Consider the following 14,705-nt stretch of genomic DNA (forward strand, 5'->3'; position numbering starts at 1 on the left):
CGGCCTCACTTCCGGGGTTCAAGTCCGCGAAGATAGGCGGTCAGCGCGGCGACCTCGTCGAGGTCGAGCTTGGCTTCAGGCATGCGGGGATGGCCGGGGCGAGCCCCCTCCTCCTGCGGCCGTGTGGCGGGCAGCATCCCCTCGTCCAGCAACTGCCGCAGCCCGCCGGGCGGATAGCGCCGATACAGCTCCCGGAACGGCGGAGCGTCGGCCAGAGGGCTCTTGCCCCCGGCGACCGCATGGCAGCCGCCGCAGGCGTTCTGGGCGACGCGCTGCCCTTGCGACACGGGCGCGGCGTCCTGTGCGGCGGCGGCGGTCGCGAAGGCCGCGACGGCCAGCAGCGTCAATGTACGGATCAACCGCATTTCACTTCCTTGACGATGCCGGTGTTGGCGTCGAACAGAATGTTCAGCCGATCGGGTCGGAAGTCCATGGTGACGGGGCAGGTCGTACAGGCCACCCGCCAGCGGGTCGGGTCAACCGGCGCGGGCAGATCGGTGCGGATCTTGCCGACAAAGGCCTTGGCGTCCTCCATGCCGCACTGGTCGTGGGGCTGGGGCGGCGCGATGGCGATGGGCGGCGGAGCGACCGGCGTCTCGGGCGGCGGCAGGGGCGCGGGCGGCGGCGCGCTCGAGCACGACACGGCCAGGACCGTCGCGGCAAGCGCCACGCCCAGCAAAATCAACCGCTTCATGCCTGCTTCTCCCATCCGCGTTCGGCGCCCTGCCGCCAGTAGGACACGGGGTGGCCGGCCTTCTTGAAGCCAGACCAGCGCCCGCGCGCCTGGGACAGGGCCGACTCGTCGCGTCCGTCGAACAATAGGACGCAACGGGCTAAGCCCGCCAGATCACCTGGCTCGGCTCCGTCGATGAGGAACAACGCATCGCGGCCGGCGGGGTTGTCGGCCTGGACGGTCAGCAGCACCGGCTGACGCTCGGCCATGGGTTCGGTCGCCAGGCCATGCGGCAGAAAGGCTTCCTCGCGATAGGTCCAGAGGTGGGCGTCGAGGGCTTCAAGCCGTCCGGCGTCCGCCCCCCGCACCAGCGCCTTCCAGCCGCGCCCCAGGGTCTTTTCCAGCAGTTCGGGCAGCACCTGATCGGCGCTGCTCCGCTCCAGATGGTAGAACCAGACCTCGCAGGGCGCGGACATCAGGTCGATCAGCCTTCGTAGGCGTCAGCGACCAGGCGGTTGAGCAGCCGCACGCCAAAGCCCACGGCCCCCTCCGGCACGGTGGGATCGGTCGAGGGTTTGCGCCAGGCCACCGAGGCGATGTCCAGGTGGGCCCACGGCGTGCCGTTGACGAACTTCTGCAGGAACAGACCGGCCGTGATCGAACCGGCCGGACGGCCGCCGATGTTCTTCATATCGGCGATCGGGCTTTCGATCTGCTTTTCGTAGGCGGCCGGCAGCGGCATGCGCCACAGGTTCTCGCGCTCGGCCTTGCCGGCGGCCAGAAGCTTTTCCGACAGGCCGTCATTGTTGCTGAACAGGCCGGCATAGTCGTGACCCAGCGAGATGATGATCGCGCCGGTCAGGGTGGCCAGGTCGATCATGAACTTCGGCTTGAACCGGTCCTGACAGTACCAGAGGGCGTCAGCGAGCACGAGGCGGCCCTCGGCGTCGGTGTTGATGACCTCGATGGTCTGGCCCGACATCGAGGTGACCACATCGCCGGGGCGTTGGGCGTTGCCGTCGGGCATGTTCTCGACCAGGCCCAGGATGCCGATGGCGTTGACCTTGGCCTTGCGGCCGGCCAGGGCGTGCATGACGCCGGTCACGGCGGCCGCGCCGCCCATGTCCCACTTCATGTCTTCCATGCCGTCGGCAGGCTTGATGCTGATGCCGCCGGTGTCGAAGGTGACGCCCTTGCCGACGAAGGCGATGGGCTGGGCGGTTTTGTCGGCCGCGCCGTTCCACTTCATGATGACCAGCTGGCTTTCGCGGACGCTGCCCTGGCCGACGCCCAGCAGGCTGCCCATGCCCAGCTCGGCCATGGCCGCTTCGCCCAGGATCTCGACCTCGAGGCCCAGGCTTTCCAGGCTCTTGGCCCGGGCGGCAAATTCCTCGGGGTGCAGGATGTTGGCCGGCTCGGAGACGAGGTCGCGGCTGAACAGGATGGCTTCGGCCAGGGCGTCCAGGCCTTCGAACACCTTGGCGGCCTTGACCGGATCGGCGGCGGCGACCTTGACCACGGTGACCGACGGCTTCTTCTCGGCCTTCTCGGTGGTGCGATACTTGTCGAAGCGGTAGGCGGCCAGCTTGACCCCGAACGCGGCGCGGGCGGCCGTCTCGGCGTCGGCGCCCAGCTTCAGGACCAGCTCGGTGACGCCCGTGGTCTTCACGGCCTGATAGGCGGCCGCGGCGGCGGTCTCGACCGCCTCCGGCTCGACCGCGCCGGCGCCGTCGACGCCGACCACGACGACGCGGGCGGCTTCCAGCCCGTGCGGGGCGATCAGGTCCAGGGTCTGACCCTTGGCGCCGATGAAGCGGCCGCCGGCGATGGCGCGGGCGAGAACGCCGCCCGTGGCCTCGTCGACCACGCGCGCCTCGGGCGACAGCGCCCCGGCTTCGTGGGCGAGAACCGCGAGCGCCGCGGTGGCGCCGGCCTGGATGTCGGCGGGGACGAACTCGATACGCATCGCACGCTCCTGAATGGGCTTGGCGGGGTGTCGTCGCGGGCGGGCGGTAACCGACTCGCGGCGCGACCGTCCGCGACGGCCGTCTCGCCTTGATCAGGCGGCATAGTCCAACCCTCGCTCCGAGAAAAGAGTTCCGGCAAGACGCCGCTCGCGGTCTTCGGTTGTGCCCGAGGGAACCGCCCGTGTAGAACACCCCTCTTCCGTGGGGTTCGCTTTTCGAATCCGCCCGCCCGAACCCCATTTTCGATGCGCCTGATCGAACGCTATCTCTTCCGCCAATTGCTGGGTCCGACGCTTTTCGCGACGGCGGCCCTGGCGGCGCTCGCGCTCCTGGCCCGCAGCCTGTCGGAGTTCGACGTCCTGGTGGAACAGCGGCAGAGCGCGCTGATTTTCCTCAAGATCATCGCGCTGGCCCTGCCCCAGCTGCTCAACATCATCCTGCCGATCGCCCTGTTCGTCGCCGCGCTGGTGGCGCTCAACAGGCTGCACACCGAGCAGGAGATCGTCGTCTGCTTCGCCGGCGGCATGAGCCGCTGGCGGGTCATCTCGCCCGCCATAAGACTGGCGGTGTTCGCGGCCCTGTTCTCGCTGTTCCTCGGGCTGTGGGTGCAGCCCTGGGCCGCGCGCCAGATCCGGGAGACCGCCTTCGCGGTGAAGACCGACGTGGCCTCCACCCTGGTCCAGCCCGGAGAGTTCACCGAGCCGGGCCCGGGGCTGACGGTCTATGCCCAGTCGATCGACCGCAACAACCTGATCCACAACCTGTTCATCCACCAGGAACGCCCGGACGGCGGCGCCTCGACCTATTCGTCGCGCGAGGCGGTGATCGCCACCCGGCACGGGGTACCGGTGCTGATCATGTTCAAGGGGTCCAACCAGCAGTTCTCGCGCTCGGGCGTGCTGCAATACACCTCGTTCGACGAATACACCTTCGACCTGTCCTCGCTGTTCCGCAGCGACGAGTTGCTGCACTACAAGGTCGCCGACCGCTATCCGCACGAGCTGTTCGCGCCCGACATGACCCAGGAATGGGAGCAGAAGAACCGCGTCGAGATGCTGGCCGAGGGCCATTCGCGGTTCGCGGGACCGCTCTACAACATCGCCCTGATGGCCATGGCCCTGGCGGCCGTGATCGGCGGGCCGTTCAATCGCATGGGCTATGGCAAGCGCATCGCCGCCGTGGCCGCGGCCGCGGGCGTGGTGCGTATCGTCGGGTTCGGCGTCCAGGCCGCCTGCGACGACTCCGCCTGGCTCAACATCCTGCAGTATCTGGTCCCGATCGCCGCCACCTGGTGGGGCCTGTCCCAGATCTTCCGGCAAAAGGTTTCGCGCTACGTGGCCATCGGCCGGCGTCGCCAGAACGGCGCCTTCGGCGCCCAGGCAGGCGCCGCATGAGCTTTGGCGTCGGCATGGTCGAGCGCTACGTCCTGAAGCGGACAATGGCGTCTCTGGGCGCGGCCCTGGCCGTGCTGGGCTCGATGGTGATGCTGATCGCCTTCGTCGACATCGCCCGCAATGTGGGCACGCGCGCCGATGTCAGCTTCTTCCAGCTGCTGTACCTGACGATCCTGCAGGCGCCGGCCACCGTGCTGGTGCTGACGCCCTTCATCTTCCTGTTCGGCACCCTGGGCGCTTTCGTGGGCCTTAATCGCCGCAGCGAGCTGATCGCCATGCGCGCGGCCGGCGTTTCGGCCTGGCGCTTCATCCTGCCGGCCGCCGCGGCGGCCTTCGTGATCGGCGTCCTGACCGTCACCCTGCTCAACCCGCTGAGCACGGCCATGACCGCACAGTACGAAGTCTCGCGCGACGCGATGATGGAGAACTATCTGAAGGAAGCGCCCAAGGGCACCTGGCTGCGCCAGGGCGACGACAAGACCCAGATCGTGATCCACGCGCGGGCCCGCGACCAGATCGACGGCTCGGTGCGCCTGCGCGGCGTATCCCTGTTCGTCTACACCCTCAACAGCAAGGGCGTGATGGACTTCTCGCGCCGGATCGAAGCCAACGAGGCCCGGCTCGAACCCGGCTTCTGGAGGCTGATCGGCGTGCGCGAGGCCACCCCCGGCGCCGGCGCGATTCGCTCTGAAAGCCTGTCGATCCCGTCCAATCTCGATGATCGCACGGCCTCGGAGCGGTTCAACTCGCCCCAGGCCGTCGCCTTCTGGCGCCTGCCGGGCACCATCAAGCGAACCCAGGACGCCGGCTTCTCGGCCACGCCGTTCCGCCTGCGCTTCCACCAGATCCTGGCGACGCCGCTGCTGTTCGCGGCGATGTCGGTGCTGGCGGCGGCCTTTTCTCTGCGCCTGATGCGTCTGGGCGGCCTGACGGCCCTCGCGGGCTCTGGCGTCGCCCTCGGGTTTGGGTTCTTCTTCTTCAACGAGCTTTGCAGCGCGTTGGCGAAGGCGGACGTTCTGCATCCGGCGATCGCCGCCTGGACTCCTCCGCTCGTCGCGCTTTTGGCGGGCTTCACCCTGCTTTGCTATACCGAGGATGGTTGAGTCCGTGGCTCCGAGGTTGTTCATGAAGGATCAGCGCCAAGGCGCGGCGTTTTACGCGCGCGCGCGGCTGCTCGGCGGCGTCGCCTGGCTTGTGCTGGGCGTCACCGCCACGCATGCCCAGAGCCTGACCGCTGTGCCGCCGGTCCCGGTGGTCGCCGCCGCGCCGTCCGACGGTCTGGGGACCGATGGCTACTATCTCGAATCCGACCTGCTGATCCGCGACGACAAGACCCAGACCCTGACCGCGCGCGGCGACGTCGAGGCCCGCTATCAGGGCCGCACCCTGCGCGCCGAAGAGGTGATCTACGACACCAAGGCCGGCGTGATTACGGCCAAGGGCAAGGTGGCGCTGATCAACGCCGACGGCACCGCCCAGTTCGCCGACGAGATGACGCTGGACAAGGACCTCAAGGCGGGCTTCGCGCTGGGCTTCTCGGCGCGCATGGACAAGAACGTCAAGATCGCCGCCGCGTCCGCCATCCGTCGCAACGAGAACATCCAGGAACTGAACCAGGCGATCTACACGCCCTGCGAGGTCTGCGCCGAGAAGCCGACGCCGACCTGGTCGGTGGCCGCCGACCGGGTGGTCCAGGACAAGCAGCGCCAGCTGGTCTACTACAAGAACGCGGTCATTCGCCTGTGGGGCGCGCCGCTGATGTACCTGCCGGTGTTCTGGCATCCTGATCCGCAGGCCACCCGCAGCTCCGGCTTCCTGACCCCCAAGCTCGGCGCGTCCAAGCGCCGGGGCATGTCGTATCAGCAGCCCTATCTCTACGTGATATCCCCATCTCAGGACATCGTCGTAAGTCCCCAGATTAATTCGAGTGTTAACCCGTTCCTGAACGTGAACTGGCGCAAGCGGTTCTATTCCGGCTACGCCGAGGTCCGCGCAGGGTTCACCTACGAAAAGGACATCGACAACCGGGGCGAACGCTTCGGCGAGGCTACGGCCCGCAGCTATATCCTGGCCAAGGGCGCCTTCGACATCAACGACAAGTGGAAGTGGGGCTTCAGCGCCGAAAGAGCTTCCGACAAGCTGTTGTTTGATAACTACAATATCAACGACGTCTATGCCCAGCGCGGCCTGTTCACCAGCGAGGATCGCCGTCTCAGCTCGCAGGTCTACACGACCCGCCAGGACAAGAGTTCGTTCCTGTCGGTCTCGGCGGTTTCGGTTCAGGGCCTGCGGGTGTCGGGCATCGACGCCGTCACGGGTCTGGCTAGTTTCGAGAACACCGACGCCTTCCCGCTGATCGGTCCTCTGGTCGAAGGCCGGTGGCAGCCCGATGCCCCTGTGCTGGGCGGCCGGCTTCGGGTTCAGGGATCGGGCGTCGTCCTGACCCGGGCCGAGTCGCAGTTCAACGCCGCGCTCGACGGCGCCGACAGCCAGCGCGGCAGCATCAACGCCGACTGGCGCTCCAACATCACCCTGAAGTCCGGCATGCGACTTTCGCCGTTCGTCCAGGCGCGCGGCGACGCCTATCGCGTGTCCGACCTGCCGGGCGCGAATGACAGCAAGAGCTACTCGCGTGGCCTGGCCGTGACGGGTGTCGATTTCAGCTACCCGTTCTTCAAGGCGCTGAAGGGCGGCACGGTGGTGCTGGAGCCCCTGGCCCAGGTGGCGGCCGGCTCCAAGAGCTCGCGCGTGCCGATCGTGGTCGGGACGTCCGGCGCGACGACCTATCTCTACAACGAGGACAGCACCTCGTTCGAGTTTGACGAAACCAACCTGTTCCGCGCCAACAAGTCACCCGGCTTCGATCTCTACGAGGGGGGTCAGCGCCTGAACATCGGCGGTCGGGCGACCGTGAAATATGACGACGGTCGCGGCGCCAGCCTGCTGCTCGGCCGCAGCTTCCGATCCGACAAGGATCTGGTTCTGCCCAGCCGTTCGGGCCTGCAGGACAAGTCATCCGACTGGATCGTAACCGGCACCGTCACGCCGATCCGCGGCGTCAACGCCTTCGTGCGCACGCGCTACGCCCCGGATCTGGCCGACAACAAGTTCCGCCGGATCGAAGCGGGCGTGGACGCCTATCGCGAACGCGCCAGCGGCTCGATCCGCTATATCCGGGACAACCAGGACGCCAGCGGCTCGCGGCTCGAAACCTTCGAAATGCGCGGCCAGCTGAACCTGACCAAGCGCTGGGGCCTCACCGCCTATGGCCAGAATGACGTGGTGGCCGGCGTCTGGCGACGGCGCGACCTGGGCGTCGTCTACAACGACGACTGCATCCGCATCGACGTGATCTACCAGAACGAAGACCGCTTCAGCCAGGTGTCCACGGGCGGTCTGAAGCTGAAGTCCGACGAATCCATCGTGCTGCGCCTAACGCTCGCCACATTGGGTGATACAGGTTACAGCGACTATTGATCCGCGGCGCCGCCGGCGCGCGTGGCTTTACGCGCGCGTGATCGGCATGCCCGCTCTAGAGGAACGACACTATCCATGCGGCCTGCTGCGCGTAGCGTGAAGACTTTTGCGGCGGCTGGAGCCGCCTCCATCATCGCCCTGGCCGCGGCTAGCTTCGGCCTGCCCGCCGGCGCTCAGGAGGCCCCTCCCGCGGTGGCGGCGCCCGCCGCCGCCCCGGCGCCGCGTCCCAACGCGCTGTCGGAAAGCGTCGCGGCCGTGGTCAACGACGACATCATCTCCAGCTATGACCTGATGCAGCGCATGCGCCTGCTGATGATCAGCTCGGGCCTCCAACCGACCGAGGAAAACCTGCCTCAGCTGGAGCAGGAAGCCCTGCGCTCGCTGATCGACGAGCACGTCCAGCTGCAGGAGCTGAAGCGCGTCGAGAAGGCCCAGAAGATCACGATCATCTCGACCGACAAGGAAGTCGACGAGCAGATCGACGACATCGCCAAGGGCAACAACGCCAGCATGACCGGCGCACAGCTCCTGGCCCAGCTGGCCTCGCAAGGCGTCGGCGCCGAGACCTTCCGCACCCAGATCCGCATCGACAGCAGCTGGCAGAACTGGATCAGCGGCCGCTACGGCTCCCGCCTTCGGGTGGGCGAAGACCAGATCAAGGCGTTCCAGCGCCGCATGGCCGAGTCGGCCAGCAAGCCGCAATATCAGGTCAGCGAGGTGTTCCTCGACGCCAGCCGGGTCGGCGGCATGGAAACGGCGGTCAACGGCGCAACCCAGCTGGTCACCCAGATGCAGCAGGGCGCGCCCTTCCCGGCCGTCGCCCGCCAGTTCTCGTCTGCTCCCACGGCCGCCAATGGCGGTGACGTGGGCTGGATCAGCCCCGGTGAAATGCCGGCCGAGGTTGACGCGGCGCTCGAGCAGCTTCGCCCCGGCCAGCTGTCGCGTCCGATCCCCGTCAAGGACGGCGTCTACATCATCTACCTCCGCGACAAGCGCGCGGGCGCCAAGGCCGCCCTCGTCGATCTGAAGCAGGTCGCCTATCCGCTGGCCGCCGACGCCACGCCGGCCCAGATCGATGTCGCCAGCAAGGCCCTGCTGGCCCTCAAGCCGCAGATCACCAGCTGCGCGACCCTGGAAGCCACCGCCGGCAAGGTCGACGGACTGGTCGCGGGCGATCTGGGCGAAGCCGAGATCACCGACCTGGCGCCCGCCTTCCAGGAAGCCGCCGCCGCCCTGCAGGTGGGTCAGGTCTCCGACCCGATTCGCACCGACGCGGGCCTTCACCTGATCGCCGTCTGCGGCAAGCGCCAGTCCGGCGCCGCCGCCCCGACGCACGACCAGATCGAGAACCGTTTGCGCGGCCAGCAACTGGCCCTGATCTCGAAGCGCTACCTTCGTGATCTGCGCAACTCGGCGACCATCGAAACCCGGTGAAACTGACGCCTCTCGCCCTCAGCGCGGGTGATCCCGCCGGCATTGGGGCCGAGATCATCGCCAAGGCCTGGGCGGCGCTCCGCTGGGAGGGGCCGCCCTTCATGGTGGTGGGCGACGCGCGCTCGCTCGCCTCGGCGGGATCGGGCGTCAAGGTCAAGACCGTCACCGGGCCCGCCCAGGCCTTGGACGTCTTCCCGGTCGCCCTGCCGGTTCTGGATATCCCCCTGCTCAGCCCGGTGATCGCCGGACAACCGTCCAGCGCCCATGCGGCCCAGATCATCCGCTGCATCGAGACGGGCGCGGGTCTGGCCCTGTCCGGCGCGGTGTCGGGTCTGGTGACCGCCCCGATCGCCAAGGCGCCCCTCTACGACGCCGGCTTCAAGTTTCCGGGCCATACCGAGTTCCTGGCGGAACTGACGGCCTCGGCCGTGGTCCACGATGGCGCGCGCGGCCCGATCATGATGCTGACGGCCGGTGGGCTGCGCGCCACCCTGGTGACCATCCACAAGGCGCATAACGACGTCTCGGCCGCCCTGTCGGTGGAGGCCATCGTCAATGCCGGCCTGGTGACCGCCCAGGCCCTGAAGCGTGACTTCGGCGTCGCCCGGCCACGCCTGGCCCTCGCCGCCCTGAACCCCCACGCCGGCGAAAGCGGGGCCCTTGGTCGCGAGGAGATCGAGATCATCGAGCCGGCGGCCCGCGCCCTGCGCGACCTGGGTGTGGAGGTCATGGGCCCCGCCCCCGCCGACACTCTGTTCCACGCCGAGGCCCGCGCCCGCTATGACGGGGTGCTGTGCATGTATCACGACCAGGCCCTGATCCCGGTCAAGATGCTCGACTTCTGGGGCGGTGTGAACGTCACCCTTGGCCTGCCGATCGTGCGCACCTCGCCCGATCACGGCACAGGGTTCGACATCGCTGGACGCGGGCTTGCCCGACCCGATAGCCTGATCGCCGCCATCAGGCTGGCGGCCCAGATCGCCGCCCGTCGCGCGGCCTGAATTCCTGTAGAGACCTGAAGACCATGAGCCTGGCCGACATGCCGCCGCTGCGCGACGCCCTGGAGCGTCACGACCTTCTGGCCCGCAAGAGCTTTGGTCAGCACTTCCTGCTGGACCTCAACATCACACGCAAGATCGCGCGGCTGGCGGGCATCGGTCCCGATGACGTGGTGGTCGAGGTGGGCCCCGGTCCCGGCGGCCTGACCCGGGCGCTGCTGGAGACCGGCGCGCGCGTGGTCGCCATCGAGATGGACAGCCGCTTCATGCCGATCCTGGCCGAGCTGTCCGAGGCCGCCGACCAGCGGCTGGAGGTCGTGCAGGGCGACGCCCTGAAGGTGGATGCGGCAAAGGCCGTCGGCGGGGTCCCGGCCCACGTGGTCGCCAACCTGCCCTACAACGTCGGCACCCAGTTGCTGATCAACTGGCTGACCGGTCCGTTCCTGCCGCTGTCGATGACCCTGATGTTCCAGAAGGAAGTGGCCGAACGCATCGCCGCCCACGTCAATGACGACGCCTATGGCCGCCTGGCCGTGATCGCCCAGACGGTCTGCGAGGCCAAGGTGGTGATGGACCTGCCGGCCCGCGCCTTCACGCCGCCGCCCAAGGTCAATTCGGCCGTCATCCGCCTGATCCCCCGCGCCGTGATCCCGCCCCCCCAGGAATTGGCCGCCCTGGAACGCGTGACCGCCGCCGCCTTCGGCCAGCGCCGCAAGATGCTGCGCTCCAGCCTCAAGGCGCTGGGCGGCGGCGCACTGTGCGAAAAGGCCGGGATCAGCCCCGACATCCGCGCCGAGAACGTGCCGATCGACGGGTTTCTGGCTTTGGCGAAGGCGACGCTGAACTAGGCTGACAGCCTAGATTTCTTCCTTCAGCAGGTCGGCGACCAGATCCCCGATCCACGGGTTGCGGGCCCGCTTCTGGCGTTCCGCATGGTAGATGTGGGCCAGGTCGGCATAGGCCTTGTCGAAGTCGTCGTTGAGGATGACGTAGTCGAACTGCTCCCAGGCGGCGACCTCGTCCTTGGCGCGCGACAGACGGCGATGGATGACCTCTTCGCTGTCCTGGCTGCGGGCGTGCAGGCGACGGCTCATCTCGGCCAGCGACGGCGGCAGGATGTAGACCAGCACGCTGTCAGCGCCGGCCTGCTTGTGCACCTTCATCGCCCCCTGGAAGTCGATGTCGAACAGCGCGCTCTCGCCGCGGTCCAGAGCTTCCATGATCGGCGGCTTGGGGCTGCCGTAGAAGTTGCCATAGACCTCGGCCCATTCGAGGAAGGCGTCCGCCGCGATCATCTCCTGGAACTTGTCGCGCGTGACGAAGTGATAGTCGCGGCCGTCATGCTCGCCAGGGCGCGGCTCGCGCGTGGTGGCGCTGATCGACAGGTGCAGGTCGTTGTGGTCGGCGACTAGCCGGCGGGTCAGCGAGGTCTTGCCGACGCCCGACGGGGCCACGACCATCAGCAGAAGGCCGCGGGTCTTGTGAAGGGAAGGCTTATTCAACGTTCTGAACCTGCTCGCGAAACTGCTCGATGGTGGCTTTCAGCTCCAGACCGATCGCGGTCAAGCTGCTCAGGGCCGATTTCGAGCACAGCGTGTTGGATTCGCGCATGAACTCCTGAGACAGGAAGTCCAGCCGGCGACCGGCGGCGGCTTCGCCGGTCAGCAGGGCTCGGGCTCCGCTCACATGACCAACCAGTCGATCCAGCTCCTCGCGGACATCGGCCTTCACCGCCATGGCGGCGGCCTCCTGGACGATGCGCTCCTCCGAGGCGGACTCGCCCAGAAGCTCGGTCATGCGGCGCGCGAAGCGGTCCTTCAGGATGGCGGGCTGACCGGCGGCCTCTGCGCCCGCCTGGGTGGTCAGGGTCTCGATCGTATCGACCTGGCCGTTCAGCACCGGTGTAAGGGCCGCACCCTCCTCCAGTCGGGCGACCTTGAGGCCGTCCAGCGCCTGGGCGATCGAGGCGGCCATGGCGGCCTCAAGGGCGGCGCGGGTTTCGCTGTCGTCCTCTTCCTCGCGGACCTCGATGACGCCGCGAAGGGCCAGCAGGCCATCCAGCGAAGGCTTGGCGACCATGCCAGTGGCGACATAGGGCGCGCCGGCCTTCAGGTAGCGCTCCAGGGTCTCAACGCTGACCTGACTCAGTCCGGTCGCTTCGGCGCGCTTGGCCTGCAGGTTGACCGTCAACTGGCCCCGCTGGAAACGCGCCTGCGCGCCGTCGCGCGCGGCGCGGTCCAGGGTCTCGAACCCGGGCGGACCGCGAAAGCGGGTTTCCAGGTTGCGGCCGTTGACGCTGCGGGCCTCCACCGCCCAGGACCAGGCCCCATGCGCGCCTTCGACCCGGGCGAAGCCGGTCATGCCCGACAGCGCCACCTCAGCCTCCGCTCAGCGGCGTGACCGCCGGCTTGGACGGCGCCTTGGCCGCGCGGCTGCGCTCGACCTGCCGCCACTTGGCGACATTGGCCTCGTGCTCGGCATAGGTGCGGGCGAAGACGTGACCGCCGGTGCCATCGGCGACGAAATAGAGATCGCCGGTCTCCGGCGGATTGAGCACGGCGGCGATGGCGGCGCGCCCGGGGTTGGCGATCGGCGTCGGGGGCAGGCCGTCGATGAAATAGGTGTTGTAGGGCGTCTGGCGTTGCAGTTCCGACAGCAGGATGCCCCGGCCCAGCGGCCGTCCACGGGTCAGGCCGTAGATGATGGTCGGGTCGGAGCCCAGGCGCATGCCGGTGCGCAGGCGGTTGACGAACACGGCGGCGACGCGCGGACGCTCCGACGCCAGGCCCGTCTCCTTCTCGACGATCGAGGCCAGGGTGACGGCCTCTTCCTTGGTCGAGAACGGCAGGCCCTTCTGGCGGTGCGGCCACAGCTCGTCGAGCAACTGATCGCGGTCGTCCATCATCCGCTGCAGGACGGCGGCCCGGTCCTCGCCACGCTGGACCTGATAGGTCTCGGGCAGGATCGCGCCCTCCGGCGGGGTCGGGGCGCTGCCGGTCAGGACGGTCGAGCGTTCCAGGATATCCACCGCCATATCCGAGGTGACGCCCTCGGGAATGGTGATCATGTGGCGCACGATCCGGCCATGCCGGATGGCGTCGAGGACCCGCGCCATCGAGGCGTGGCTCTTGAAGTCGTATTCGCCCGCCTTCAGCGATCGCGCCGCGCCGGTGATCTGGGCGGCGGTCATGAAGATCGACGAGGAGCGGATCACGCCGCCCCGCTCGAGGCTGGAGGCGATCTCGGGCAGGCTGGCGCCCTTGCGCAGCACCACGGTGGTGACATCGCCCGCCTTGGCCGCCGGTCCCGGACCTTGATAGAGCCACAGCGCGCCAAAGATCAGCACCAGGCCGACGACCGCCAGGGTGGCGACCGCCGAAAAGGTCATGGCGATCAGTCGACGTCCGATGGACGCCGACTCACGCTTGCGGGCCTTGCGAGGCGGGGCGGCTTTGCGGCTCACGAGATTTTGCGGAAGACGACGGAAGCGTTGGTGCCGCCGAAGCCGAAGCTGTTGGAAACGGCCACGTCGATCTTCATCGGCACGGCCTTGTTCGGCGCCAGGTTCATGGCGACTTCGACATCGGGATTGTCGAGATTGATGGTCGGCGGCGCGATCTGGTCGCGGATCGCCAGGATCGAGAAGATGCCCTCGATGGCGCCGGCCGCGCCCAGCAGGTGGCCCGTCATCGACTTGGTCGACGACATCACCACGTTCTTGGCGTGATCGCCCAGGAAGCGCTCAACGGCCCGGGCCTCGATGCCGTCGGCCATGGTCGAGGTGCCGTGGGCGTTGACATAGTCGATGTCCGACGGCTGCAGGCCGGCGTCGCGCACGGCGGCCGAGAGGGCGCGGAAGCCGCCGTCGCCATCTTCCGCCGGGGCGGTGATGTGATAGGCGTCGCCCGACAGGCCGTAGCCGACGACCTCGGCATAGATCTTCGCGCCGCGCGCCTTGGCGTGCTCGTACTCTTCCAGAACCAGGGCGCCGGCGCCCTCGCCCATCACGAAGCCGTCGCGGTCCTTGTCATAGGGGCGCGAGGCCTTTTCGGGCGTGTCGTTCCAATCGGTGGAGACGGCGCGGCAGGCGATGAAGCCGGCGATGCCGACCTTGCAGACGGCCGCCTCGGCGCCGCCGGCCACCATCACGTCGGCGTCGCCGTACTTGATCAGTCGGGCCGCGTCGCCGATGGCGTGCGCGCCCGTGGCGCAGGCGGTGACCACCGAGTGGTTGGGGCCCTTGAAGCCATAGCGGATGGAGACCTGACCCGAGATCAGGTTGATCAGCGCCGAGGAGATGAAGAACGGGCTGACCTTGCGCGGCCCCCGGGCTTCCAGCTCGAGCGCCGTGTCGGCGATGGTGGACAGGCCGCCGATACCTGATCCGAGGATCACGCCGGTGCGATACCGGTCTTCCTCGGTTTCCGGGACCCAGCCCGAATCCTTGATGGCTTCATCGGCCGCGGCGATTCCGTACAGGATGAAGTCGTCCACGCGCTTCTGGTCGCGCGGGCTCATGGTCAGGTCGGGATTGAACGCGCCCTCGACGTCAGGGCCGCCGCCGCCGCGTCCATCGACGCGCGGAACCTCGCAGGCCACCTTGCAGGCATAGTCGGTCGGGTCGAAGGCCGAGATCCGATTGGCGCCGGACTTGCCGGCGAGAATGTTCTTCCAGGAAACCTCGACGCCCTGACCCAGGGGGGTCAGCAGGCCAAGTCCGGTGACGACAACTCTACGCATGGATCACTCCTAACCTTCGTAG

At 68.1% G+C, this 14,705-nt stretch carries 14 protein-coding genes; 6 read left to right on the forward strand and 8 right to left on the reverse strand.

Annotation, left to right across the window (positions count from 1 at the left end):
• Positions 1-5: 5 nt before the first annotated feature.
• The 4 genes from ACQY9P_RS18680 to ACQY9P_RS18695 are packed head-to-tail and all read right to left on the reverse strand — an operon-like array spanning position 6 to position 2,639.
• On the reverse strand, positions 6-365 hold the full coding sequence (locus ACQY9P_RS18680) for a c-type cytochrome (RefSeq protein ID WP_421737729.1): 360 nt from the start codon (positions 363-365) through the stop codon (positions 6-8).
• Positions 356-694 carry a peptidase inhibitor I78 gene (locus tag ACQY9P_RS18685; RefSeq protein WP_421737728.1) on the reverse strand — a complete coding sequence of 113 codons (339 nt, stop codon included), beginning with the start codon at positions 692-694 and terminating at the stop codon, positions 356-358. Before ACQY9P_RS18685 ends, ACQY9P_RS18680 begins: the two co-directional genes overlap by 10 nt.
• Entirely contained in the window at positions 691-1,152 is a 462-nt protein-coding gene (locus ACQY9P_RS18690) for a DNA polymerase III subunit chi (protein WP_421738298.1), read from the reverse strand. The genes ACQY9P_RS18685 and ACQY9P_RS18690 overlap by 4 nt, the downstream gene beginning before the upstream one ends.
• A gap of 5 nt (positions 1,153-1,157) precedes the next feature.
• Positions 1,158-2,639, reverse strand: coding sequence for a leucyl aminopeptidase (locus ACQY9P_RS18695; protein WP_421737727.1), 1,482 nt, complete (start codon positions 2,637-2,639; stop codon positions 1,158-1,160).
• Between the two features lie 246 nt (positions 2,640-2,885).
• Between ACQY9P_RS18695 and lptF the strand changes: the two genes are divergently transcribed.
• The 6 genes from lptF (at position 2,886) to rsmA (ending at position 10,791) form a co-directional block, all read left to right on the forward strand.
• Positions 2,886-4,034 (forward strand): LPS export ABC transporter permease LptF, encoded by a 1,149-nt coding sequence (lptF, locus tag ACQY9P_RS18700; RefSeq protein WP_421737726.1) that lies wholly within the window; start codon positions 2,886-2,888, stop codon positions 4,032-4,034.
• Positions 4,031-5,137, forward strand: a complete 1,107-nt coding sequence (gene lptG, locus ACQY9P_RS18705) for an LPS export ABC transporter permease LptG (RefSeq protein WP_421737725.1) — start codon at positions 4,031-4,033, stop codon at positions 5,135-5,137. Before lptF ends, lptG begins: the two co-directional genes overlap by 4 nt.
• Before the next feature lie 22 nt (positions 5,138-5,159).
• On the forward strand, positions 5,160-7,511 hold the full coding sequence (locus ACQY9P_RS18710) for an LPS-assembly protein LptD (RefSeq protein WP_421737724.1): 2,352 nt from the start codon (positions 5,160-5,162) through the stop codon (positions 7,509-7,511).
• A 96-nt stretch (positions 7,512-7,607) separates the two neighbouring features.
• Positions 7,608-8,945 (forward strand): peptidylprolyl isomerase, encoded by a 1,338-nt coding sequence (locus tag ACQY9P_RS18715; protein ID WP_421737723.1) that lies wholly within the window; start codon positions 7,608-7,610, stop codon positions 8,943-8,945.
• Positions 8,942-9,946, forward strand: coding sequence for a 4-hydroxythreonine-4-phosphate dehydrogenase PdxA (gene pdxA / locus ACQY9P_RS18720; RefSeq protein ID WP_421737722.1), 1,005 nt, complete (start codon positions 8,942-8,944; stop codon positions 9,944-9,946). Before ACQY9P_RS18715 ends, pdxA begins: the two co-directional genes overlap by 4 nt.
• A 23-nt stretch (positions 9,947-9,969) precedes the next feature.
• Positions 9,970-10,791: a 16S rRNA (adenine(1518)-N(6)/adenine(1519)-N(6))-dimethyltransferase RsmA gene (gene rsmA / locus ACQY9P_RS18725; RefSeq protein WP_421737721.1), complete on the forward strand. Its 822-nt coding sequence runs from the start codon at positions 9,970-9,972 to the stop codon at positions 10,789-10,791.
• Between the two features lie 9 nt (positions 10,792-10,800).
• Here rsmA and gmk read toward each other — a convergent pair whose 3' ends face one another.
• The 4 genes from gmk to fabF all read right to left on the reverse strand — a co-directional run bounded on the left by gmk (position 10,801) and on the right by fabF (position 14,683).
• A complete protein-coding gene (gene gmk / locus ACQY9P_RS18730) occupies positions 10,801-11,445 on the reverse strand; it encodes a guanylate kinase (protein WP_421737720.1) in 645 nt (214 codons plus the stop codon).
• Positions 11,438-12,319, reverse strand: a complete 882-nt coding sequence (locus ACQY9P_RS18735; RefSeq protein ID WP_421737719.1) for a YicC/YloC family endoribonuclease — start codon at positions 12,317-12,319, stop codon at positions 11,438-11,440. Before ACQY9P_RS18735 ends, gmk begins: the two co-directional genes overlap by 8 nt.
• A gap of 1 nt (position 12,320) precedes the next feature.
• Complete coding sequence (gene mltG, locus ACQY9P_RS18740) at positions 12,321-13,331, reverse strand: endolytic transglycosylase MltG (protein WP_421738297.1); 1,011 nt, start codon at positions 13,329-13,331, stop codon at positions 12,321-12,323.
• A 71-nt stretch (positions 13,332-13,402) separates the two neighbouring features.
• Entirely contained in the window at positions 13,403-14,683 is a 1,281-nt protein-coding gene (fabF, locus tag ACQY9P_RS18745; protein ID WP_421737718.1) for a beta-ketoacyl-ACP synthase II, read from the reverse strand.
• Positions 14,684-14,705 lie beyond the last annotated feature (22 nt).

The organism is Caulobacter sp. (assembly GCF_965279145.1).
Lineage (GTDB): Bacteria > Pseudomonadota > Alphaproteobacteria > Caulobacterales > Caulobacteraceae > Caulobacter.

Coding starts and splice junctions, on each gene's coding strand:
- ACQY9P_RS18680 (WP_421737729.1), bottom strand. CDS start 365: ATGCGGTTGATCCGTACATTGACGCTGCTGGCCGTCGCGGCCTTCGCG.
- ACQY9P_RS18685 (WP_421737728.1), bottom strand. CDS start 694: ATGAAGCGGTTGATTTTGCTGGGCGTGGCGCTTGCCGCGACGGTCCTG.
- ACQY9P_RS18695 (WP_421737727.1), bottom strand. CDS start 2,639: ATGCGTATCGAGTTCGTCCCCGCCGACATCCAGGCCGGCGCCACCGCG.
- lptF (WP_421737726.1), top strand. CDS start 2,886: ATGCGCCTGATCGAACGCTATCTCTTCCGCCAATTGCTGGGTCCGACG.
- lptG (WP_421737725.1), top strand. CDS start 4,031: ATGAGCTTTGGCGTCGGCATGGTCGAGCGCTACGTCCTGAAGCGGACA.
- ACQY9P_RS18710 (WP_421737724.1), top strand. CDS start 5,160: ATGAAGGATCAGCGCCAAGGCGCGGCGTTTTACGCGCGCGCGCGGCTG.
- rsmA (WP_421737721.1), top strand. CDS start 9,970: ATGAGCCTGGCCGACATGCCGCCGCTGCGCGACGCCCTGGAGCGTCAC.
- mltG (WP_421738297.1), bottom strand. CDS start 13,331: ATGACCTTTTCGGCGGTCGCCACCCTGGCGGTCGTCGGCCTGGTGCTG.
- fabF (WP_421737718.1), bottom strand. CDS start 14,683: ATGCGTAGAGTTGTCGTCACCGGACTTGGCCTGCTGACCCCCCTGGGT.